The organism is Neobacillus mesonae (assembly GCF_023715155.1).
In the GTDB taxonomy this organism is placed as follows: Bacteria; Bacillota; Bacilli; order Bacillales; family Cytobacillaceae; genus Neobacillus; species Neobacillus mesonae_A.
The window spans coordinates 124,284-148,121 of record NZ_JAMBNQ010000009.1 but is presented as its reverse complement, the minus strand read 5'-3'; the positions used below and the strand labels follow the sequence as shown (position 1 = coordinate 148,121).

Below are 23,838 nucleotides of genomic sequence, written 5' to 3'. Positions count from 1 at the left end.
AATTAGTTGATTTTGTTTGTCTTGCATTTTAAACTTCATAATAGAGCTTCCTCCTAAGATTGATTTTGTGTTGTGTGTGTATAATCATCTTACTGAGGGGCTCTATTTTTATCAAACGGTAAAAAGAACTATCTACAGGAATTCTTAATTTTGCAAATAACGGGAAAACTTCCGCTTATTTTTACTTCCAAGGGGGCTATCCTGTAATCCAGCTTTTTCGCAGAGTCCGCTTATTCCTAAATTGAATAAACCACCGCTTTTCTTGGCATAACCACATAGTTTACGAAAACAGCCTAAAACAAATAATGCGCCACAATCTTCACAAATGAACGGCAAATATTTAACAGCGCGCGTTCGTCAATATCAAATCTTGGGTGATGGTGCGGGTAGCGGGTGGCTTCATCTTCATTTTTTGAGCCTGCCCGGAAATACGTTCCCGGTTTTTCCAGCAAGAAATACGAAAAGTCTTCTGCACCCATAGAAGGAACCATTTCCTCAACATTCTCTTCCGAAAATTCCTCGATTAACACATTGCGGACGGTTTGTGTTTCTTTGGGATGATTATATAATGCGGGGTACCCGTTTAAATAATCGACAGCTGCAGCCGCGCCGGAAGTGTCCGCAATCCCCTTCGCAATTCTTCGGATTTGTTCTTCTACCTGTTTACGGACATCTTCATCAAAGGTACGGACCGTTCCTTCTAATACCGCTTTATCAGCAATCACATTAAACGCGCTGCCGGCTTGGAATACCCCAATCGTCACAACCGCTGATTTTAACGGGTCCACTTGGCGGCTGACAATTTTTTGCAAGGAACTGACAATTTCGCTTGCAATCACAATCGAATCAATCGCTTCATGTGGTCTTGCGCCGTGCCCGCCTTTTCCTTGGATGGTAATCTTAAATTTATCAACAGCTGCCATCTGGAACCCTTCACCTGTTGTGACTTTACCGACGGGAGTTTTTGAATCCAAATGGGCTCCGAATACATAATCCACGCCGTCCAATACCCCTTCTTCCACCATAAACTTCGCACCGCCTGGTGGTGTTTCCTCTGCAGGCTGGAAAATAAAGATGACTTTTCCTTTTAACTGCTCACGAAATTCGCTTAAAGCCTTGGCCGTACCTAGCAATGCAGCAGTATGGCCGTCGTGCCCGCAGGCATGCATGACACCTGAAGTTTGTGATTTATAAGGAACATCCTTTTCATCATTGATGGGCAGAGCATCAAAATCAGCCCGTAATGCAATTGTTTTCCCTGGCTGAGCCCCTTCTAAAATCCCAATTAATCCATGGCCGCCAATATTAGTTTTCACTTTTAAACCAAAGCTTTCCAGTTTCTCTTTTATGTATAACGCCGTTTTCTCCTCTTTAAAGGATAGCTCTGGGTGTTGGTGCATATATCTTCTCCAGCTGACGATATCAGGAAAACTCGCTGATAACTTTTCATTTATTTCCTTTAATAAAGTTCCGCTTGCTGTCATTTGATTCTCCTCCTTTTTTAAAAAGGCCTGCAGGGCACACTGGTCATTTCATTCACCAGCATATGCCCGGCAGGCTATCGATAGTATCTAAATTTATCTTGGATGAACCAGTCATCATTCTTGGTATGTTCCTTCAATAGTTGCTTTAAACTTATGTGATTGGTAAGCATCCGCCGCATCTTTAGCCTTTTTTATTCTTAATTCAGCCTTATAAAGGGGTCATTTTCTACATTAGATAACCAGCCGGATTTGATTTCCTGACGGGTCACTGGTTGTATAAAAATCGGCTTCCTTCTGTACGGGTGCGCCTAATTCCTGAAGGTTTTTGATTACATTTTCTCTTTCGGCCTCATCTGGATAGACAAGTGTGTACCATTTTAGGCCGACACTGTTTTCCGCCGGTGTCTTGGCCCCGGCTCCCTGCCAGGTATTGATGGCGATGTGATGATGATAACCGCCGGTCGACATGAAAACAGCTTGAGGGTAGTAGCTGACAACGTTAAAGCCAAGTCCTTTCGTGTAAAATTCCTCTGCTTTTTGTAAATCGCCGACATGGAGATGAATATGTCCCATTACCGTTCCCTCTGGCAGCCCGCTCCATTCCGCATGACTCGCTCCCAGAATTCCCTCTGCATCCAGCTGCTCAGTTGCCATCTCGACCAAGCCATTTTTCCATACCCATTCACTTGATGGCCGGTCACGATACACTTCAATCCCGTTTCCATCCGGATCATTTAAATAAAGGGCTTCGCTCACCAAATGGTCTGCCGCTCCAAGCGGATACCCCGTTTGAAGCAAATGCCGTAAGAAAACTGATAAATCAGCCCGCGAAGGAAGTAAAATAGCAAAATGGTAAAGCCCTGCTGTTCGTGCCTCTTTTGAAGCGGCATTGTCTGGCTGTTCAAGTGTAAGCAATGGTGTTTGGCCATCTGTCGTTAAAACGGCTTGATGGTCTGTTTTTTCCAAGACTTTAAGCCCGATGATATTTTGATAAAACGTTAACGCATAATCAAGGTTCTTTACTTTTATCGTAACCTCACCGACATATATTGTTGGTTTTTGGTGGAAATGTTCCATATGGATTTGCCCCTTTCTTTTTCCTTGAATCATTCACTTATCTTGAATTAATACTATTTAAAATAAAGATAAATGTAAAGGTAGAATTATTTATATTCTTCAACTTAGTCTTTCAAGTCCAAAAAAAGCACAGGACCTTGTCACTGTGCTTTCATTCTCTAATTAACTTCCCTGGGTTTTCAGCATCTTGCGGATTGAGACTTTCCACGATGCCCCGGCTTTGACATGATAATCCTCAGCAAAGGAGCCTTGGTTAATAGCGGCTCCGATTTTATTAAGTGAATTCACATAAAGAAGCGGTTCACCTAGCTGAATATCAGCAAATGTCCGGCAGAACGTCATGATGTTCTTATAGACATGGCGGGTTTCGTGCTCAATAGTTACCTCAAATGAATCACCATACTCAGCTGATAAGTCTTTGAAAAGCGAGCGGTCAATATTGGTCCACAAATTGCCGAACCGGATATCTAAAATATCAATATTCCCATGGAGGACTCCATTGTTCATAATAGGTTCAGGCTTCGGCAGCTGAACGATGGAATCAACCGGTACTTCTGGGCCTGCTTCTTCAAACGTAATGATATTGGAGGCAAGCCTGGCACCCGTATAAGCATACACATCCCGGCCATGGAAAGTATAGGATTCACCCGAACGCGGAAGACGATTGACGTTTTCATCAATGATTCTGACTTCCGTAATGCCGATACTGTCATGAATATGTGTCAGCGTACCATTATCAGGAGTGACGATGTATTGGTTCTGGGCCGTTTTTGCTACAATACTCCGTCTTTCAGAACCAACACCCGGGTCAACAACAGATACAAACACGGTTCCCTCCGGCCAGTAGGGAACCGTTTGGTATAACCGGTAAGAACCTTCCCAAATATTAAACTTCGGAATATCATGGGTTAAATTGAAAATCCGAATATCAGGTTGGACGGCAATCGCCACACCATACATGGCACTGACGGCTCCGTCACTTAATCCAAAATCGGTTTGCAGTACGAGATTGTTATTCATTACATGTACCTCCCCATTTTTATCTGTTCTTGTCATTTATTTTGGTTAAAAAAGCTAAAAAAACCACGTCCCTATCTATTTTTTTAAAATAAATAAGGACGTGGTTTATCTTATTCCTGCCGTACCAGCCTTTTATGAACATCATTCATATAAAGTTTGAAAATTAAATCAAATTATAATAGCAGTTTTTAAAAAGAGTCAATAGAATGTATTGCCCCCTCCTTTTACTATAAATAGACTATAATATAGATAGTATTTTGTTTTGGAAAGGATTTAGTAATGAAGATAAAAGCGATTTTCTTTGATTTGGATGATACATTGCATGACCATCAGGCACCTTTCATGCACACAATCAGGGAAACATTTCAAACCCTTGAAGCATTGCCTGATGACACGATCTATAAACGGTTTAGACACTACTCGGATCTTTTATGGGTGGACTATTCCAGCAGGAAGATGTCATTGGAGAGTATGAGAATCAAAAGGATTATGTTGACTTTGGAGAGTTTTGGCTGCACCATTTCGGAAGAGGAAGCAAGACTTTTTCAAAAAACCTATGAATATAACTTGAAGCATTTACGACTATTCTCGGATGTTCCGGAGCTTTTTCATAGATTACGGCATAATGGAATGGAACTAGGGATTATCACCAATGGGCCTGTGTCCCATCAGCGGAATAAGATTGATCGTCTGGGACTGACACAGTTTATCTCAGAAGACCTTATTTTTATCTCGGACGAGGTCGGTGTCGCTAAACCAAATCCGGAGATTTTTCATACGGCTTCCGAGAAAGTCGGCCATCACGGGGAAAACCTGATCTATGTTGGGGATTCCTGGGAAAATGATGTTGTTGGATCGCTTGCTGCCGGATGGAATGCTGTCTGGTTTAATTACCGCGGCCGGAAGCCGGATACAGATGACAAGCCACTGGCAGTAATTACGGAATTGTCGGAGTTAATGGATGTGCTGCGTGGATATTCTATTTTAGAATGATGAGAATTCGGTTGGGCGATATTGCTTGGCCGAATTATTTTTCCATCAAATTTCGGCATCTATGCGGTCTGCTTGACCCAACTGCTTTACCTTTCATGATTTTGGGTTGCTAGACGTCGGCTACTTGACCCAATTGCTTCCCCTTTCATGATTTCGGGCAGCTTGACCCATTCTACTTGACCCAATTGCTTCCCCTTTCATGATTTCGGGCAGCTTGACCCATTCTACTTGACCCAACTGCTTCCCCTTTCACAATTTCGGGCAGCTAGAACTCATTCCAGCTGCCCGCTAAGTTTTATTTTTCCCCTTTAAGGGAAATAAAACTAACCCATTATTTAAAGTTCCCATACTTCCTCTCCAAAGCAGCAATGGCAGTGCTGACTTGGTCTGATATGATGTCTCCAATCGGCATTACATGGATAGATTCCTCAGGAACCGTTGATTTTACTGCTATTTGCGCGAAAACCTCTTCATTGATTTGTGTAACACCCAAACCTGCGAGGGATTGCGGCAGGCCAAGCTGCTGGTAAAATGGGATAAGCTGTTCAATTTCCTTCCACTTGTCTTCCAGCACCAGCTGAACCAGTATCCCATACGCTACTTTCTCCCCGTGCAGGGCATGGTGTGTTTCTTCCAATATCGTCAAACCGTTATGAATCGAATGGGCTCCGGCAATCCGCCCGTAATGATCACCAAAGCCGCCGACCATGCCGCCAAGCATGATGATTGTTTCGGCGACCTTTATGAAGTCATCATTTAAACTCCCAGATTTAGCAGCTGATATTGCACCTTCAGAATGTTGTAACAGCAGGTCTTTACATTGTCTTGCTGTATAGTGTGAGAGCATTAATGCCACTGGTTTATTCTCAATCACCGCCATTTGGACATCCGCTTCATACCATTTTGCAAGTGTGTCGCCAATCCCGGCAATCAGCATGCTCTGGGGGGCAGTAAGTAAGATTCGCGGCTCAATTAGGACAAGGCTGGCACTGACAGGAAAAACATCATACCGAATGAATGCACCAGCCTCATCATAAATGACGCTTAACGGTGTCCATGGCGAGCAGTTTGAGGCAAGGGTCGGTATCAGAACATGCGGCTTCCCGGTAAAATGGCTGGCTGCCTTAACAAGGTCAAGGACTTTTCCGCCGCCAACCCCAATCAGGGCATCAAATGACTTGCCCTTCACAAGCTCCGCCAGTTCCTCAATTTCCTCTAATGAACATTCACCAGAATAGGTGTATTCTTCTATAACCACTGAATGAAAGGACGGAAAGAACGGCTTCGCGGCCGCCCATGATTTTTCCCCATGGACAATTAATACTTTTTGAAAGCCGCGTTCCTGCAGCCTTGATTCCAAACTATCTAAACTACCTTCTTGCAGGATATATTCACTTGGCGCTCCGTGAACAGAAAAGGTCTCCATGCTCCATCACTCTTTTCTATGTATTTAAGGTTCAGTCCCTTCCGCTTTTAAGCTTTGGGGAACTGACCCTTCGGCGGGGAACTCATCCCCTGTTTCCTTTTATTTTGTCATCCATGTTGGCTTGCCGAAGCCTTTAAATTGGTCGTCGATCACTTTTTCGAAGTTGTCAGATTCGACTACAGCTTTGATATCTTTGGCAAGTTGTGAATCTTTGTTTTCAGTTTTGACTGCGACAATGTTGCGGTATTTATCATCCATGTTTTCTAGTGCCAATGCATCAAGCAGATTCATTTTTGCTGCTAATGCAAAGTTTCCAGGGACACAGGCAAGGTCGGCACTGTCAACGGAACGTGGCAGCTGGCCGGCTTCGATTGGCTGGAATTTTAAGTTTTTCTTGTTTTCTGCAATATCTTTTTCTGACACGGTCAGCGGATCTGTGCCTTCTTTGATGGTGATGAACCCTTCATCACGAAGCGTATTTAATGCACGTGCCGCATTTGTCGGATCATTCGGAAGGGTAACAGTTGCACCGTCTTTTACTTCATCAAGTGATTTAAATTTCTTTGAATAAATGCCCATTGGTGCAGTTGGAACTTGAATTAAAGGTGTAAGCTTCATATTGTTTTGTTTTGCAAAATTCTCAAGATAAATGGTGTGCTGGAACAAGTTTGCTTGAATATCGCCATTGTCTAATGCTTTGTTTGGCTGGATATAGTCACTGAATTCCACAATTTCAACCTTGTACCCTTTCTCTTCCAATCCTGGTACTATTGCTTTTTTCAACATATCACTATAAGGACCGGCTGTTGCGCCAAGTTTAATAGTTTTGGAATCTGTACCTGCTGCTTTGTCTTTGCTGTCTGAACTGCTGCCGCAAGCTGCTAATGCACCCACGACTAAAACTAAAACCAATGATAAGAACCATTTTTTCATGATGTTTTTCCCCTTTTTTATTTTCTTTTATCAATAGCTTTGGCGATAAAATCACCAAGAAGCTGAACAACCTGAACTAAAACAATTAAAATAATGACCGTGGCAATCATAATCGTATTGTCGTAACGGTAGTAGCCAAAGCGAATCGCTAAGTCACCGATTCCGCCGCCGCCGACTGTGCCGGCCATCGCTGAAAAACCAATTAAACTAATTAGTGTTAAAGTAATACCGGAGATAATCCCTGATCTTGCCTCCAGGAGCAGGACATCTTTGATAATCATCCACGGGGTGGCACCTGCTGCGATGGCTGCCTCAATTACTCCTTTATCAATCTCCCGTAAAGCCGATTCGACAATCCGTGCAAAGAATGGAATGGCCGCAACGGAAAGCGATACACTCGCAGCAGTCGGTCCAATTGTGGTCCCGACAATAAGATTGGTCAATGGAATGAGGGCAACTAACAAGATAATAAATGGAATGGAACGGATGAGGTTAACGACAAACCCCATCACTACCTGAACCAAACGATTTTGTAAAAATAACCCCTTATCCGTGACATACAATAAAATGCCGACCGGAAGTCCAATGATGATGGCAATCGCGAGTGAAATAGCAATCATATAAATGGTTTGCAAAAAGGCCGTATTAATATCAGGAATCAGCTCAATAAGATGTTGAAAATCAAAGCCCATCACGGATCACCTCCACCTGTGCTGCCCGGTCTTCGATATACTGAAGCGCCTTGTCCACTTCATCCTTCTGCCCCTTCAGTTCCATAATAAAGATGCCAAGCGGCAATTCCTGAATATATTCAATGGAACCATGAAGGAAATTTCCTTTGACATGGAATTGCTGAAGCATATCGGAAATGACTCCTTCACCTGCCACCTGCCCCTTGAACATAACCTTAATGATGGGACCCTCGCATGTTTTCAAAATCGCATCAGGCACTTCAAAGGAAACAACACTTTCGATAAATTCTTTTGTCAGTGCTGCTTCGGGGCTGGCAAAAATGTCATAAACGGGACCCTCTTCAATGACCTTTCCATCTTGCATAATCGCCATGCGGTGGCAGATTTCCTTGACGACATCCATCTCATGAGTGATGAGAACAATCGTAATGTCCAGTTCCCTATTAATCTTTTTTAACAGATTGAGAATCGACTTGGTTGTTGTCGGGTCAAGGGCAGAGGTCGCTTCATCACATAACAGCACCTTTGGGTTATTCGCCAGTGCCCTCGCGATTCCGACCCTCTGCTTCTGTCCGCCGCTAAGCTGTGCCGGGTACACATCCCGTTTGTCAGTAAGTCCTACTGTTTCCAGTAATTCTTCCACCCGCTGCTTGATTTGCTCCTTTGGACAGCTTGCTGCTTTTAAGGAAAAAGCAATATTTTCATAGACTGTCTTTTGGCTGATTAAGTAGAAATGTTGAAAAATCATTCCAATCTTCAACCGTGCCAGGCGCAAGTTCTCACCTTTCAGCGAGGTAAGGTCTGTTCCATCCACCATAATCGTTCCTGATGAAGGCCGCTCCAGTAAATTGATGCATCTTAGAAGCGAGCTTTTGCCGGCGCCGGAATAGCCGACGATTCCATAGATTTCACCTTTTTGAATGGTCAAGGAAACATCATCGACACCTTTCACCGTGCCGCGCTTTGTTTTATATATTTTCGTAAGATTACGAATTTCAATCATGTTCATGCCTCCTTTTCTAAGTCAGCTTCACCGTTTCTACTTTTTTCGACAAAAAAACAGCCCCTTTCAACTGAAAGGGGCATCGAAATACGAACGGTTATTTCGACTTATCTTTCAGAATGAAAGTCATTCTGCAGGAATTGGCACCTTCCCAAGACAGGGGGTTGCCGGACGTCATAGGGCCATGTCCCTCGGTCACTCTGGATAAGCTTTTTTAAAAGTTTATTTAGGATAGTACAAATATACTAACCTATATGTATTTTGTCAATCATCAGAAAATAATATTTTACAATAATAAAACGTTTCCATTATGATTAAACCTAGATGAGAACTCGATATTAATTTTTTTTTTAATACAGCGGAGATTTGCTCCGCTGTACCACCTTGTTCCTGTTATTCCTGTTGTTCATCCTTCAAAGGTTCAAAGGAAAAAGGAATACCAGCCATTCTCGCCGTCAGTTCGTCATAAGAGACCAAATCCTGTTTGGACAGTTCTTTTAACGAGCGTTTTCCCATGGCTCGTATGGCCATTTTCATTTCCTCGACGCTGGCGGTTAAAAACTTTTCAGCTGATTGCGCCCCTTCCTCCTGCTTAAATTGATCCTTATATTTCCCCTGATTCCAAACAACCTGTGTTGGCGGTTCAAACGGCATTGCTTTTAATGTCTGGCTATGGGCAACAGTAAATAATAGAGCAGAACCAACATAGACCGCATCCGCCCCTAAAGCCAGCATTTTCAAAAAATGACCTGGCACTGTCAGTCCGCCTGAGGCAATTAAACTGATTTGATCCCGCCTATTTCTTTTTTCCAAATGGTTTACTGCCCGGACAATGGCATGCAGTGTTGGGATTCCCATATCATCTGACAGAATGGGCGGGGCGCCGAGGGTTGCCGCCTGACCGCCGTCAATTGCGATAAAGTCCACCCCCATTTCAATGAGATGATCAATGTCCTCTTCAATCTTTCCTCCCGCTCCCATTTTTACGCCAATGGGCACACCGCCTGTCATGGAACGAAGCTGGTCGGTCAGTTCCTTTAAATCCTGTATGGTCTGATTTTCAAAAAAGTTGTCATAAATGACAGCCTCTTCATTTTCTTTCAAACCCATAATGGACCGGGCACGTCCAGTTAAATTTTGCGGTGAAATCCTTGTGCCTGTCCCAAAAAGAGCACCCTGTCCCAGCTTGATTTCAATCATATCTGCCTGCTTAATCAAATGTTCTTCCTTCGACCATTCCGTTTTGGCACATTGCAGAATATACTTTCCCGCTTTCTCCAGTTCCTCTGGTAAAACACCGCCTTCACCAGAATTAATAGCCGTTCCTGCATTACTGGCCGCCTGTGCCAAAGAAAGCCTGACTTCTTCGCTTAAAGCAATACCATAGGCCATCCCGCTGATCATCAGAGGAATTTTAATCTGCATTGGCTTTTTGGCATTTGGTCCAATTGTGACCTGCACATCTACTTCCACATCACCGTCAACAGGAAACGGAGATGTCTGGGCGGGAATAAAGGTAATCGAATCCAAATGCGGCCACTTTTTTGAGGAACCCAGCGGGCGGTGCAGAACGTCACCCGATGCCGCGCGCAAGCTATTTTCCAGCATATTTTGAATACCCATATGTCGGAGTCCGGGCATTAACTCCATGATGTTTTCTTGATAGCTGTCGGTTAAGATAATTGTCCCCGCTTTTTTCACCACTTTTTTCAAAATCCAGCGCCAGCCAAATAGAATAAAGATAAAGAGGAAGAATATAATAGCAACCATGGCAAAAAGTATATAAAGAATCATATTTGGCATATTTCACTTCTCCAAGATAGAAAGAAATTTGTTTCCAAAAATCACATAATCATTTCGGCAAATACTATTTTTAGAGGAAATCGTGAGAGGAAGGTTCCATCCATGGATATCATGAATGACAATAGTCATAGACCATGGCCGCTGCCATCAAAAAACTGGATTATGCGGCAAACATGGAGAAATCTGTTGTTTGCCCATTGGCCTGTTCCAGCTGAACAGTTACGCCCCCTAATTCCAGCGGTCCTGGACATTGATACATATGAGCAATCAGCCTGGCTTGGGGTGGTCGTATTCCATATTGACGGCATTTATCTCCGCGGCCTTTCCCCATTATCCATTGTACCGGCTTTTCCGGAAATCAATCTTAGGACCTATGTCCGCCATCAGGGCAAGCCGGGGGTTTTTTTCTTGTCTTTGGACGTCTCTAACTGGGCTTCTCTCCATATCGCTAAGCGGTGGTACCATCTTCCCTACCGCGCTGCTGATATATCCTGCCGCCAGCATGACGGAGCCTTTTACTATGAAAGTATCCGTAAAAAGAGTCCCTCCGTTACCTTTAAAGGAAGCTATGCCCCTTCATCAGAGGTTTATTTTTCGAAACAAGGGGTAATCGATCACTGGCTGACTGAAAGATACTGCCTCTACAGCACCGATAACCGGAAGAATCTCTATTGCGGCGAAATTCACCACAATCCTTGGCCGCTGCAGCTGGCAGACTCGGAAATTCATCATACCCTTTTCTCCCCTTTTCAACTTGAACCCAGGGAGAACAAAGCTATTTGCCATTTTTCAAAAGGAGTTGACACCTTGTTTTGGAACATTAAGAAAATAGGAATTAGAAAGTCTCTATAGGACTGTTATTCAGACTTGGCAGGATTCACCATTACCACCACAGCCATTCAAATCATAGGCTGTTCCACGATTTTGGTAATGAATACTATTACATATATTATCCAAAAATAGGAATTTTAACAGTCTGGTGTGGAATCTCTTTTTTTGGGGGCAAGCTGCTTTGCAGTTTAACAGGGGTTTACCCTTTAAACTGTATTTTCTCTTTTTGATGGCTGATATACTGCTTCTAGTTTCTCGAGTTTCACGGAAAGCAAAGCCGTTTGGACAAGCAGATTCTGGCTAGTTGACCGAACTCTTGAAACATACAGCTATTCAGGCACGTAGACCTCTTCTTGGTGACCATATCCATGAAAAGTATGGAGGTTCAGGCACGTAGACCTCCTCTAGGTGACCGTTAACCATCCAACTTGCTGCGGTTCGGGCACGTAGTTGGTGACCTAATCCTCAAAAAGTAAAACTGTCCTGGCACGTAAACTGCTTCTAGATAACCGAATTCTTGAAACGTGCAGCTATTCGGCCACGTAGACCTCGAGTTAGAACCCTTGCCCCGCATACTACAAAATCTCACAGCAAAAAAACAAGCCCCCCGCTGATTCATTCAAACAGCGGGAGGCTGGCCTCAAATATTAGTTTTCCTCAATCTCTCTGCGATTTTTCTTAAACATTTTTGATAAAATCTCATACACAATTGGTACGATAATCAAGGTTAACAAGGTGGAACTTGTTAATCCGCCAATTACCGTGATGGCGAGACCCTTCGAGATCAGGCCTCCGCCGCCAGCGCCAAGTGCTAATGGAATAAGGGCACCGATTGTAGCGATAGCGGTCATCAGGATTGGGCGAAGACGGGTTGCTCCGGCTTCTAAAATAGCCTCACGCATTCGGAGTCCATCGTGCTCCATATGAATAATCCGGTCTACCAGCACAATCGCATTCGTCACAACGATACCAATCAGCATCAACAGACCCATCATAACCGAGACGGAAATCGTTTCGCCGGCGATTAATAATCCGACAAATGATCCAATTACCGCAAATGGCAGTGAGAACAGAATGGCAAATGGTGCGAGACCCTCGCCAAATGTGACGACCAGTATGAAATAGACAATGGCTATTGCCGCAAGCATGGCGACACCAAGCTGTGTAAATGTCTCATTCATATCTGCCTGTACCCCGGCAACATCTACTGTTACTCCTTTTGGCAAATCAAGTTGATCAATTTCCTTTTTCACTTTCGATGTTACTTTCGAAATATCTTTTCCGGTAATTTTCCCGGAAACACTTGCATAATACTCTCCTTTACTCCGTGCGAGGGTATTTAAGGTTGTCCCTTTTTTCACGGTTACTAATTCGGAAAGCGGCATGGTTTTGCCAAGTGCAGTTGGTACCGGTGTTTTTAACATCTCATCAATGGATTTCGGCTTCTTAGCCTGTTCCTGCTGAACAATAACGTCCAGGGAACTTCCGTCTTTTTCAATCGTTGTTAAGACATCCTTTTTCTGCGAAGGATTTAGCATCATCACGAGCTGGCCGGCAGTTAATCCATATTTCATTAGTTCATCCTGTGCCACGCGGAAGGTATATTCCACATATGCATCCTCCGCACTAGATGTGACGTCCTTTAATCCCTTCTGTTTCTTCATTACATCTTCAGCCAGTTTGACAGATTTATTGAGTTTATTGATGTCCTCACTATAGAACGTGTAGCTGACTTCATTTTCGGCGCCAGACATGGATGAGAAGTTCTGGCTCTTCCACTCTCCTGACTGGCCGATATGTTTTAAATAATCTTCAATTTTATCGCGGACTTCCGGGAAGTTTTCCATATCCGGGTCAAAGATAAGGTACATTAATGCACCTCCGCCGCCTCCGCCCATCATGACGGCTGTCTGGTCGCCAGGTTCGGTAAGGGATACTTGAACGATATCAATATCTTTTCGTTTCAGCATCTTATCTTCCACGGCTTTCACTTTTTCCATTGTATCTTCACGAAGCTCGCCTGCTTTCGGCGTATACGTTAAATACATTACCTTCTCTTCTTCACTGCCAAGGAAGCTGAAGCCGATTAATGGCGTTAAGGCAAGACTCCCGGCTAATAAAAGAATGGCAAGCAGTGAAGCAATCACTTTATGGTTCAGGCATTTTTCCAAGAACCATTTATACCACTTGGCCAGTTCGCTCTCTTTGTGTTTTCTTGTGGTCTTCACACCATATAAACTTTTCTTAAATAAGAAGTGAGACAGCGCCGGCACAATGGTAATCGCCACAAGCAATGAAGCGCCTAGCGAAAATGCCATCGTTAACGCGAATGGTGCGAACAGTTCGCCAACCATGCCTCCGACAAAAATCAGCGGTGCAAAAACAGCCACCGTTACCAGAGTAGAGGATAAAATCGGCTTAAACATTTCAATAGTCGCTTCACGAATCAGGGCACGACCTGTTAATTTTTCTTCTTTTAAATGCAGGCGCCGGTAAATATTTTCAACGACGACAATCGAGTCATCTATAACCCGTCCAATCGCTACCGTTATCGCCCCAAGCGTCATAATGTTAAGCGTAATATCCATCCAGTTCAAAATCATTAATGCCATGAAAATAGACACTGGAATAGAAATAATGGAAATAATCATTGATTTGAAGTCACGTAAGAAAAGAAGAATGATTAAAACCGCAATCAGCCCGCCAAAAACAGCTTTTTCAACCATTGTTGAAACAGATTCTTCGATTGGCTTACCTTGGTCAAGCGTTACATCAATGACAAGGCCGTCCATCTTCGCCTTTTCATCCTTGACTAGCTCTTTCACCTTATTGACAACATCCACCGTGTTGGCCCGCTGGCCTTTGACGATTTGGATTGCAATTGCCTCTTTCCCGTTTGTCCGGGAGATGGATTGAACTTTCCCCACCTTTTTAATCGAGGCAATATCGCTGAGTTTCACAAATGGAGACGGATTTTTAGCTGTTGGTGTCACTGGAATCAACATATTCTTTAACTCGTTCACTGTCGTGAACTTACCATTGACAGCTACTGCCTCTTCCCCTTTTTTGAACTCATACAGTCCTAAAGACACTGACATATTGCTGGCCTGAATCATGTCCTTGACTTTATCTTCCGTTAAGCCATACTGCTTCAGCTTTGCCTGATTATACGTCAAATCGACTTCTTCAATATGCTGGCCCGTAATGGTTGCTGAGGCAACACCTTCTATTTTTTCAATCTTCGGAAGCAAGCTTTCCTCGACTGTGGAGGTTAAATCGACAATATCCTCTTTTGTGCTGCTGACACTTAGTGCTACAACCGGCATCATGTTCATGCTGATCGAGGAAGTCGTCGGCTCCTCGGCAGCTTCCGGAAGTTTCACATTATCTAGTGCTGACTTTAATTCACGCTTCGCCTCATCCATATCGATGCCATACTCGTACTCTACTTGAATACTAGACATATTTGAATAGGAATTGGAGTAAACTGCCTTTACATGGTCAAGGTTTTCGACTGCTTTTTCAACCGGCATGGAGATATCCTCCATTACCTTTTCAGGAGTCGCCCCTGGATAGACATCGGTAACCATTAAGTATGGAATGGAGATGTTCGGAATCGTCTCCATATTCATCTTTGTCCCGGCATAAATACCTGAAGCTGTGATGATAATGGTTAACAGCCATACTGCTAATTTATTCTTTATAACAAAATTGACTAACCCTTTCACTATTACACCTGCCCTTAATTGACGAAATACACTCAATTATTTATAATAATGACCGATTAGTCATTTGTCAATGAATAACACGGGAGCGGATTAAGCCTTATGTCAAAAAAACAATTAATCATGGATACAGCACTGGAGCTTTTTGCTAAGCAGGGTTTTGAGGCAACTTCGGTACAGCAGATTACCGATCAATGCGGGATTTCAAAAGGTGCCTTTTATTTGTCGTTTAAATCGAAGGATGAATTGATTATCGCGTTGATTGATTACTTTATGATGCAGATTATATCCGACATTGACCATATAGTCAGAAATACGAAGGACGAAGCAGTTTTATATCATTTCTATTTTACAGTTTATCAGTCCTTTTACAGACATTCGGACTTTGCAAAGGTCCTGATGAAAGAACAATCGCAATCCTTGAATAAAGAGCTTATTTTTAAAATGCAATACTATGACAAATTGTTCTCGGAAACGATTCTCTCGATGATTGAACGTTTATACGGCGAGGCGGTCAGCAGCACAAAATATGATTTGATGTATTGTATTAAGGGATTTATGAATACCTATTCCCAGCTTTTTGTTTTCTATAATGTACCGTTAGATCTGAAGATGCTGGCGGAGTCGCTTGTGGAAAAAACCAATCTGCTGGCGCAGCATACGACCGTGCCCTTCATTTCAAAGGAAATGGTGGCAATGTTTAAAGTAAAACAGCCTCTGAGCGAGGAAACGAAGAAAGAAGAGATTGTGGGGCTGATTGAGAATAAAATTGAAGAAATGGAAGAATCGATTGAAAAAGAATCGCTCCAGCTGCTGAAGGAACAGCTGCTCGATCCAAAGTTTCCGCCTGCCATTGTAAAGGGGCTTTTAGAAAATATCCGAAATAATCCTCATTGTAAGTGGATTTCTTATCTGCTGGGGCGGTATTTTGAATGAGACACTGAAAAATATGAAACGTTTATCTTCAAAAAGCCGAAATTAAGCAGGTTATCATCCCTGCCTATTTTCGGCTTTTTTACGTCCAGTTTAATCTAAATGAAACCCTTTACTCTCGATAAATGCCCGCATGTGTTCTCGTCTCTTATCTTTCAAGAACTGGGCCATGGGCTCAGTCCAGTTAGCGTCTTTGTTATTGCTGGACCTCTCTTGATAATAGGTGCTCATGTTTTGATCATACTCATCAAGCAACGCTAAGTATTTCTTTTCGTTATATTCATTTTCGTGGAGAATGGCTTCCATTGGCAGCCTTGGTTTTACTTCATTTCTTTCTGCAGGTATGCCTAAGCATAACCCGAACAACGGAAATACCTTATCAGGCAGACCAACAATATCACTAATAGGTCCTGGATTATTTCGTACCCCGCCGATGTAGCAGCCTCCATAACCAAGTGATTCCGCAGCCGTGATAACATTTTGCGCAACCAGCGCCGGGTCAATTGTTGCAACCATAAAATTTTCCAGATTATCATATTCAATCACAATTCCATGCTTTCTTCCGGCTATCTCCAACCGTTTTAAATCACCGCAAAACAACAAAAAATCCGAACAATATTTAATATGTTTGTTTTTCGCAAGATCTGCGATTTGATCTTTCTTTTCCTGATTTGTGACATGAATGATAGAATATGCTTGGACAAAATGGGAGGAAGGCGCCCCCTGTCCCGCGCGGATGATTTCCATGAAATGCTCTCTCGGGATTGGATCTGCTGAATATTTGCGTACAGAGACATGGTTCTGCATTACTTGAATGGTTTCCGATAATGATTCTTTATTGTTCATTCAAAAATCCTCCTTTACAAAATAAGTATGATTTCATTAAAAAGAATTTTTCATATAGAATCAAGTAATGATGCCTCCCCGACCAAAACAGCATAAATAAAAAAAGTCACAGCCTGATGTAAATACTACTGCCGGGCTGTACCTTTTTTCATAAATTTAGATAGAAATTTAGAGTAATCCACATCTTTTTTCAGTCATCTCAGGGCCTCCGAAACTCCTATTCTATTATTTTGAATTGATCAGATTCGTTTTATCACTGCCGTACACATTCTGCCATTCTTTCTTAAATACCGCCACATCCTGGGATGTTGAAGGGAAAGCGATAAATTTCTTGATAATGTCAGGGGCCACTGTAGCTGTTTGCGCACCAGCAAGACATACATCATGTACTTGCTGCACATTCTTAAAACTAGCCGCTAATACTTCTGTTGACAGATGGTAAGATGCGAATAATTCAACAATCTCTGCTGTTACATTTACGCCGCTGCCCGTTAAATTATCAATCCTGTTCACATATGGTGCCACATATTTTGCACCGGCCATGGCTGCCATTAAAGCTTGGAAAGATGTATAAATGGTGGTGGCAAGAGAAGGAATATTCTCTTCAGAAAGCAATTTAATTGCCTTTAATCCTTCTTCCGTTACCGGAACTTTTACGACCACATTACCGGAAATTTGCTGGTTTATGAACTTTGCCTCATCCACCATTTCTTCAGCTGTATCGCCAATCACTTGAACAAATAATTCTTTTTCTTCGCCAATAATTCCCCTGATTTCTGTCAGTAATTCCAAATAAGGACGGTTTTCTTTCACAATAATGGAAGGATTGGTTGTCACACCGGAAATAGGATAGTACTCATTTAAAAAAGCAATTTCCTTCAGATCCGCTGAATCAATGTATAATCTCATGAATGTTTCCTCCTAAAAAATAAGGCGTAACCTAAAGAGTAAGCCTGATGTTTATATTCCTTCTAATTTTAGCACAAACAAGCACTGATTCACTTTCAACCTTAAGCTTGGTGCCTGCCTCTATGGCCCAATGATCCGATCTTTATTGCCTTTGCAAAATGAATCAAATTTTTTGGATAAATTTGTTGACACACAAAAAAAGGGTCAGACAATAAGTTAAGTAGTTCCGATAACGTGGAGAAAGTCTAAAATCGCAGCATGAATGACAAGTAATTAACAATATAACTAGCACACAAAAAAGCTTGGGATTTTTGTCTTTAATATGGAGAAGTTGTACAAGTCGTTAAATGCTAAGGCAAGTTTGATAAATAGGCGGAGAATTTCCCCTTAAGTAACAAAAAACACTGAAAATAGCTAAAATAGACGGAGGGTTTCCGCCTATTGACTCGAAAAATGTGAAAATAGGTAATTTTGCTTTGAATAAGCGGAAAAACTCCCCTTATATTCCCCGAAACGAGCTCCGTTCTGCATATAGCGGAAAAATCTCCGCTTATTTTACCTTCGCCGGTTACCCCATTATGGATTAGACTACATATGTTTCAAAAAAACCAAGTGAACCTCATTAAAAAACAACATAGCAAATTGCATACGAATTCACATAGTAATTAGCACGTTGACAATAATTATTGTCAATATGTTTTTAGGCTGCGATTTTGCTCCCTAATTAAAGTGGTAATATCTCATAATTGTTGATATATAAGAGGAAAATAAGAGACCAAATCATATGCGATTTGGTCTGCTAATTAACATACTATTTGGTATGTTTCTCCACCGAAACGGAACTACTTAACAATATGTTAGACCCTTTCTTTTGAAATTACATTTTTAACAGCATCTCCCTGTATTCCCTATCATGGAAATTCCTTTTCCATTCCCGCTTCGTTCAAGAATTAGGTCTTCCGTATTCGGTTCAATGATGGGGTCAATTGCTGTCTTAATATCATTAATGGTGACGATAATATCGTCTGCTTCCGGCTCATCCAGAGCCAGTCCTATTCTTGGCTGTCCTCAGCCATAGCCATCGAAAAAAATACGAATACTATTTGCATTCTCTTCCATGAACATTCGTTTAAGTTCATCACGAGCTTCATCTGTAATAATCATGTTCCCAGCCTCCTCCTGCCGTATTGCACATTCATTTTATCTAAAATAGCTTGGAAATAAAATCAGATATCTCCAGCCTTATTCTCCTGTTTCAGCAAAATGCTGAATACGGTCTCTTATCTCATCACGAACACGTTGGAAGAATTCCCATTTTTCATCTTCTGTTCCTTGTGCTTTTGCAGGGTCATCAAATCCCCAATGAACACGTTTTACACTTGGCGGTGTAACAGGGCATTTGTCGGCAGCATCACCACATAATGTTACAACCAAATCTGCGCTGTTTAAATAGTCTGGGTCGATAAGATCAGAAGTATGATTTGAAATATCGACTCCAGCCTCTTTCATTGCTTTTACAGCATTGGGGTTCAATCCATGTGTTTCAATCCCTGCACTCCGTACTTCCCATTTACCGCCTAAGTATTTCTTGGCCCATCCTTCGGCCATTTGGCTGCGGCAGGAATTTCCTGTGCATAAAAAATAAATTTTCTTTTTATTTTCCATGTTGTTTTCCACCTTTTTAATCGTTTTACGCTGTATGTTCTTTAAAATACTTTTCTTTAAATTTTAATGCTACATTCACTAACGCAATCATGACAGGGACTTCTACAAGGGGTCCAATGACTGCTGCAAAGGCAGCGCCGGAATGAATACCAAACACACCTACTGTTACAGCGATGGCTAACTCAAAATTATTACTTCCTGCTGTAAAAGAAAGAGTGGTGGTAACAGGGTAGTCCGCCCCGATTTTTCTCCCAAGGAAGAAAGAGACAAAGAACATGAACAAAAAGTAAAGGAATAATGGGATGGCAACCCGCACCACATCCAATGGCAGACTTACAATCATATTTCCTTTTAAAGAGAACATGATGATGATCGTAAATATCAGGGCAATTAACGTAATAGGGCTGATTTTAGGAACAAATACTTTCTCGTACCACTGTCTCCCTTTTGCTTTTACAAGCGTAAAACGTGTCAGCATTCCAGCTATAAATGGGATGCCCAGATAAATGAAAACAGACTTAGCGGTCTCAGCCATTGTGATGTTTACAACCGCACCTTGAATCCCAATCCATTTTGGAATGATCGTGACAAATAAATAAGCATATACAGAGAAAAATAGCACTTGGAAAATAGCATTAAATGCAACTAAACCAGCAGCATATTCGGTATCTCCTTTAGCCAAATCATTCCATACAATAACCATTGCAATACAACGTGCCAAGCCTATCATGATGAGTCCAACCATGTACTCCGGTTTATCCGGAAGAAAAATGATGGCAAGGATAAACATTAAAATCGGCCCGATAATCCAGTTTTGGAAAAGAGATAAGGCCAATACCTTAACATCTTTAAAGACTCGGCCAATCTCTTCGTAGCGGACTTTTGCGAGCGGCGGATACATCATTAATATTAAGCCAATTGCAAGTGGAACAGATGTGGTTCCTATCTGTAATTGGTTTAATCCGTTTGCCATACTTGGAAAAACGAAACCTAAACCAACACCTGCTGCCATCGCCAAAAAGATCCAAAGTGTTAAGTATCGGTCTAGAAATGACAGCCTTTTTTTTTCTGTATTTGTACTCACTTTCCTATTTCCCCCTTAACAGCCGCACCGAAGCGTCGCATTGCTTTTTTCTATTTGAATCATTCTCTCTGTCTGATCCGGAGCATGTTTCAAAATATCATGGATGAGTTCGAACAAGTCGCTTTGTTGGTTTAAGGAATAATACACCCATTGTCCTTTTCTTGACTCGGTTACGATTCCAGCATCCTTTAACTTCCGCAGATGCTGACTGATAGAAGGCTGACTCATGTCAAAAACTTCTTGAAATTCACATACACAGCAATCTCGATGCTTCAGAATGGAAATCATGGTCAAACGTGTTTTATCCCCCAAAAGCTTTAAGCAAAGGGCGGCGCGATCTAATTCCATCTAAGTAATCCCCCTCTATATTACTATATAACTATTTGCTTATATAAATATAAATGAAATCCATGATGCCTTCAAGCTTTAAGATGTTAAGTGTTTGTAAATAAAAAAGAGATAACCGACCGAAACGGTTATCTCAATCTCAGGTCAAAATGCAGGCCAAATTTATTTTGAAATATTCCCGCTTGGCAATATCCCTTTTTTCAGTATAATGGGTTTTGAACGTTTTCTTTATTCCACTTCAAAATAACTGCAAACTACTTGTCCAACCGCTTTGGCCGCTACAAGAAGTGCATCCTCATCAATATCAAATTTAGGATGATGATTGAAGTAAGGTTTTTCCACCCCTTTTGGTGAACATGCAATGTAAAAGAAGCAGGCCGGGAATTTTTCAGCATAATGTGCAAAGTCTTCGGATGGCGGTAATGCCGGGAATTCCTTCACCTCTTTAATATCTTTATCATTCATGCTTCGTAAGCTCTCAGCAACCTTTTCGGTCAGCTCAGGGTTGTTATATAAAGGCGGATAATCCGGAGTATAGATAAGCTCACATGTTACGCCAAATTCCTCTTCAATTCCTCTTACAATCCGTTTGACTTCTTTCTCAATCGTTTCTTTTGTCTCCATGGTCATATAACGGATATCGCCTTCAAGCTCCACACTGTCTTTAATCACGTTGAATGTGCCTTTACCGTCAAATGATCCAATGGTAATAACGCCCACATCGAAAGGGCTTAACCGGCGGCTGATGATGGTTTGAACGGCTGTAACAAAATAAGAACCCGCAACAATGGCATCATTTGCTAAATTAGGAGAGGAGCCATGTCCGCCCCTGCCTTGAATTTTCAGTTTCATGTAGGCTCTTCCATTGAAAGAATAGCCAGCATGATAGCCTACAGTTCCTGCAGGCCCCATTGGTAATAAATGAATGCCATAAATGGCATCTAAATCATCAAGAAGGCCGGATTTTATCATCCCGATTGCACCACCAGGCGGCACCTCTTCAGCTGGCTGGTGGATGATTTTAATCGTACCGGGAATTTCATCCTTTAGCTGGATTAAGCAGTCTGCCAGCACCATTAAGTAGGCTGTATGTCCATCATGACCACAAGCATGCATGACACCTGGATTTTGCGATTTAAATGGGACATCTGTCTCTTCAAAAATGGGAAGAGCATCGAAGTCCGCGCGCAGCCCAATTGTTTTTCCTGGTTTCCCACCTTTAATGGTGACGATGATGCCATGCCCTCCGCCAACCTTGGTTTGTACTTCCACATCTTTTCCTTTATAAAACTCTTCAATATATTTGCTTGTGTTTACTTCTTGAAAGGATAATTCAGGGTGTTCATGAAGATATCGACGAATTTGAATCATTTCCTCTTTACGGTCTTCCAACATTTTCATTAATGTATCTCTCATCTGGAATTACCTCCATTTCATTTTTTCACATTCGTTACGATGGCTATTGAAAACATTAACCAGCCTTTTTATTGAGCAGTACTTCTTGATGCTCTTTTCCCGCGTTTTTCGGCACCATTGCCATAATTGAAATAAGTGCCAATACTCCAAAGATCACATTGACTATAATCCCGGATGTTGCTGCCATTTCTTTACTGCCGACCACAGCGATGGCACCATAAACTGCTGCTGAAATCGCAACACCAAATGCCCCGCCAAGCGAGCTTGCCATTTTGTAAACCCCTGCAGCTGACCCAACTTTATCTGAAGGAGCATTTGATACTGAAGTATCTGTGGATGGAGTAGCATAGATGCCCAGTCCTAAACCAAATAATGCAAAACCAATGAATACCACAACCGTATAAGCCACTCCTGGTAAGAAGGTTAGACCCATAAGTGCTACACCAACTGTAGTGATGACCGTTCCCCATATCATTGGAGATTTAGCACCTGCTTTTTGGAGAATTTTCTCACCAACACGAATCATTGCCAAAACGGCGATTAAGTAACCAAGTGATAGCATCCCTGATTGGAAGGCAGTAAATCCACGCCCCACTTGAACATAGGTATTAGCAACCACTAATGTACCTGCTACCGCGTTTAATAAGAAGTTCGAATAAGTAGCACCTGCATATGGTTTATTTTTAAACAAAGAGAAGTCAATCAGCGCTTTAACATTGTTCTTTTCAACTTTAACAAAAACAATAATTCCAATAACGGCAACAGCTAAACTAACTAAAGTAAAAGTGCTTGTCCATCCCCAATCCGCTCCGCGGGTAATGAAAAGATTCAAAGCAAGCATCGTGATAATTAAAATAATTAAGCCTGTAACATCAAATGTAAAACGACCTTTTGATTCTCCTTTACTTTCCGGGGTATCTTTAATGAGATACATTCCTAGAAGCGCAAAAACAATGGAAAAGATGAAGATCCATCTCCAGCCCATATAGGTGGCAATGGCTCCACCCGCGAATGAACAAACTCCTGAGCCGCCCCAAGACCCGATTGACCAAAAGCTTAGAGCACGCTGACGGTCTGCTCCCTCAAAATATTCTTTCATTAAAGCAATTGTTGCAGGCATGATACATGCTGCTGAAAGCCCCTGAATAATACGGCCGATAATGAGTAAGGCTGCCCCCTGTGTGATAACCAGTAGTAAAGAGCCAATAATACTCAAAATCAACCCAATATACGTAATTTTTTTCCGCCCAACTTTATCCGCTAAACCACCGGCCCCTACGATAAACATACCTGAGAATAACGAAGTTAAACTAATGGCAATATTCAATGTTCCAAGTGAAATGCCTAAATCTGATTGTACAGCAGGCACTACATTTACCATGGCTTGAGCGAACAGCCAAAAGGTAATAACGCCGAATACAATACCGATAATCAATTTATTTGTACCTTTATAAGCTTCCATTTATTTACCCCCTGGAATGCCAAATTTTCAAATGTTTTGCTCTTTCATATCCTTTTCTTACAACACCGGTGTTATGTGTCTTTATTATAAAAAATGACCCCTTTAAAAAGGAGTCATTTTTTATCCAAATCAGGTGATTTGGTTCGTGCAATTATAAACATGGAAATGATTTAAATAAATTTTGACGG

19 protein-coding genes and 1 riboswitch are annotated in these 23,838 nt (G+C 42.0%); of the genes, 3 read left to right on the top strand and 16 right to left on the bottom strand.

The features are described from left to right. Window positions 1–293: 293 nt before the first annotated feature. From M3183_RS10725 to M3183_RS10715, 3 genes are all read right to left on the bottom strand, one after another. The gene (locus tag M3183_RS10725; protein ID WP_251469320.1) at window positions 294–1,484 is read right to left on the bottom strand and encodes a M20 metallopeptidase family protein; all 1,191 of its coding nucleotides are present in this window, start codon (window positions 1,482–1,484) and stop codon (window positions 294–296) included. Between the two features lie 231 nt (window positions 1,485–1,715). Further along, window positions 1,716–2,561, bottom strand: coding sequence for a VOC family protein (locus tag M3183_RS10720; RefSeq protein WP_251469319.1), 846 nt, complete (start codon window positions 2,559–2,561; stop codon window positions 1,716–1,718). 162 nt (window positions 2,562–2,723) lie between these two features. Next, the gene (locus M3183_RS10715; protein ID WP_251469318.1) at window positions 2,724–3,581 is read right to left on the bottom strand and encodes an SAM hydrolase/SAM-dependent halogenase family protein; all 858 of its coding nucleotides are present in this window, start codon (window positions 3,579–3,581) and stop codon (window positions 2,724–2,726) included. Window positions 3,582–3,860: 279 nt separating this feature from the next. Here M3183_RS10715 and M3183_RS10710 point away from each other — a divergent pair, with 279 nt between their 5' ends. Next, the gene (locus tag M3183_RS10710; protein ID WP_251469317.1) at window positions 3,861–4,574 is read left to right on the top strand and encodes an HAD family hydrolase; all 714 of its coding nucleotides are present in this window, start codon (window positions 3,861–3,863) and stop codon (window positions 4,572–4,574) included. Between the two features lie 331 nt (window positions 4,575–4,905). Here the strand turns inward: M3183_RS10710 and M3183_RS10705 are convergent, their stop codons facing one another. The 5 genes from M3183_RS10705 to M3183_RS10685 form a co-directional block, all read right to left on the bottom strand. Then, the gene (locus M3183_RS10705; protein WP_251469315.1) at window positions 4,906–6,000 is read right to left on the bottom strand and encodes an iron-containing alcohol dehydrogenase family protein; all 1,095 of its coding nucleotides are present in this window, start codon (window positions 5,998–6,000) and stop codon (window positions 4,906–4,908) included. Window positions 6,001–6,099: 99 nt separating this feature from the next. Further along, a complete protein-coding gene (locus M3183_RS10700) occupies window positions 6,100–6,933 on the bottom strand; it encodes a MetQ/NlpA family ABC transporter substrate-binding protein (protein ID WP_251469314.1) in 834 nt (277 codons plus the stop codon). A 17-nt stretch (window positions 6,934–6,950) separates the two neighbouring features. Beyond that, window positions 6,951–7,625, bottom strand: coding sequence for a methionine ABC transporter permease (locus tag M3183_RS10695; protein WP_251469313.1), 675 nt, complete (start codon window positions 7,623–7,625; stop codon window positions 6,951–6,953). Beyond that, window positions 7,615–8,628 carry a methionine ABC transporter ATP-binding protein gene (locus tag M3183_RS10690; protein WP_251469312.1) on the bottom strand — a complete coding sequence of 338 codons (1,014 nt, stop codon included), beginning with the start codon at window positions 8,626–8,628 and terminating at the stop codon, window positions 7,615–7,617. Before M3183_RS10690 ends, M3183_RS10695 begins: the two co-directional genes overlap by 11 nt. 104 nt (window positions 8,629–8,732) lie before the next feature. Next, window positions 8,733–8,839, bottom strand: a riboswitch (SAM riboswitch). A 182-nt stretch (window positions 8,840–9,021) separates the two neighbouring features. Next, complete coding sequence (locus M3183_RS10685) at window positions 9,022–10,431, bottom strand: FMN-binding glutamate synthase family protein (protein ID WP_251469311.1); 1,410 nt, start codon at window positions 10,429–10,431, stop codon at window positions 9,022–9,024. 102 nt (window positions 10,432–10,533) lie between these two features. Here M3183_RS10685 and M3183_RS10680 point away from each other — a divergent pair, with 102 nt between their 5' ends. Then, window positions 10,534–11,283, top strand: coding sequence for a YqjF family protein (locus M3183_RS10680; protein WP_251469310.1), 750 nt, complete (start codon window positions 10,534–10,536; stop codon window positions 11,281–11,283). Window positions 11,284–11,909: 626 nt separating this feature from the next. Here the strand turns inward: M3183_RS10680 and M3183_RS10675 are convergent. After that, on the bottom strand, window positions 11,910–14,990 hold the full coding sequence (locus M3183_RS10675) for an efflux RND transporter permease subunit (RefSeq protein ID WP_251469309.1): 3,081 nt from the start codon (window positions 14,988–14,990) through the stop codon (window positions 11,910–11,912). A gap of 99 nt (window positions 14,991–15,089) precedes the next feature. On the opposite strand from M3183_RS10675, the gene M3183_RS10670 reads away from it, so the two are divergent. Further along, window positions 15,090–15,923: a TetR/AcrR family transcriptional regulator gene (locus tag M3183_RS10670; RefSeq protein WP_251469308.1), complete on the top strand. Its 834-nt coding sequence runs from the start codon at window positions 15,090–15,092 to the stop codon at window positions 15,921–15,923. Between the two features lie 90 nt (window positions 15,924–16,013). On the opposite strand, the gene nfsA is transcribed toward M3183_RS10670, so the two are convergent. The 7 genes from nfsA to M3183_RS10635 form a co-directional block, all read right to left on the bottom strand. Continuing rightward, the gene (gene nfsA, locus M3183_RS10665) at window positions 16,014–16,766 is read right to left on the bottom strand and encodes an oxygen-insensitive NADPH nitroreductase (protein ID WP_251469307.1); all 753 of its coding nucleotides are present in this window, start codon (window positions 16,764–16,766) and stop codon (window positions 16,014–16,016) included. 225 nt (window positions 16,767–16,991) lie between these two features. Next, window positions 16,992–17,675, bottom strand: a complete 684-nt coding sequence (locus M3183_RS10660) for a transaldolase family protein (RefSeq protein WP_251469306.1) — start codon at window positions 17,673–17,675, stop codon at window positions 16,992–16,994. 1,242 nt (window positions 17,676–18,917) lie between these two features. Continuing rightward, on the bottom strand, window positions 18,918–19,340 hold the full coding sequence (gene arsC, locus M3183_RS10655; protein ID WP_251469305.1) for an arsenate reductase (thioredoxin): 423 nt from the start codon (window positions 19,338–19,340) through the stop codon (window positions 18,918–18,920). Window positions 19,341–19,365: 25 nt separating this feature from the next. Then, window positions 19,366–20,424 (bottom strand): ACR3 family arsenite efflux transporter, encoded by a 1,059-nt coding sequence (gene arsB, locus M3183_RS10650; protein WP_311315359.1) that lies wholly within the window; start codon window positions 20,422–20,424, stop codon window positions 19,366–19,368. Window positions 20,425–20,439: 15 nt separating this feature from the next. Beyond that, on the bottom strand, window positions 20,440–20,772 hold the full coding sequence (locus M3183_RS10645) for an ArsR/SmtB family transcription factor (RefSeq protein ID WP_251469304.1): 333 nt from the start codon (window positions 20,770–20,772) through the stop codon (window positions 20,440–20,442). A 228-nt stretch (window positions 20,773–21,000) separates the two neighbouring features. After that, entirely contained in the window at window positions 21,001–22,188 is a 1,188-nt protein-coding gene (locus M3183_RS10640; protein WP_251469303.1) for a M20 family metallopeptidase, read from the bottom strand. 55 nt (window positions 22,189–22,243) lie between these two features. Further along, window positions 22,244–23,650 (bottom strand): MFS transporter, encoded by a 1,407-nt coding sequence (locus tag M3183_RS10635; protein WP_251469301.1) that lies wholly within the window; start codon window positions 23,648–23,650, stop codon window positions 22,244–22,246. Window positions 23,651–23,838 lie beyond the last annotated feature (188 nt).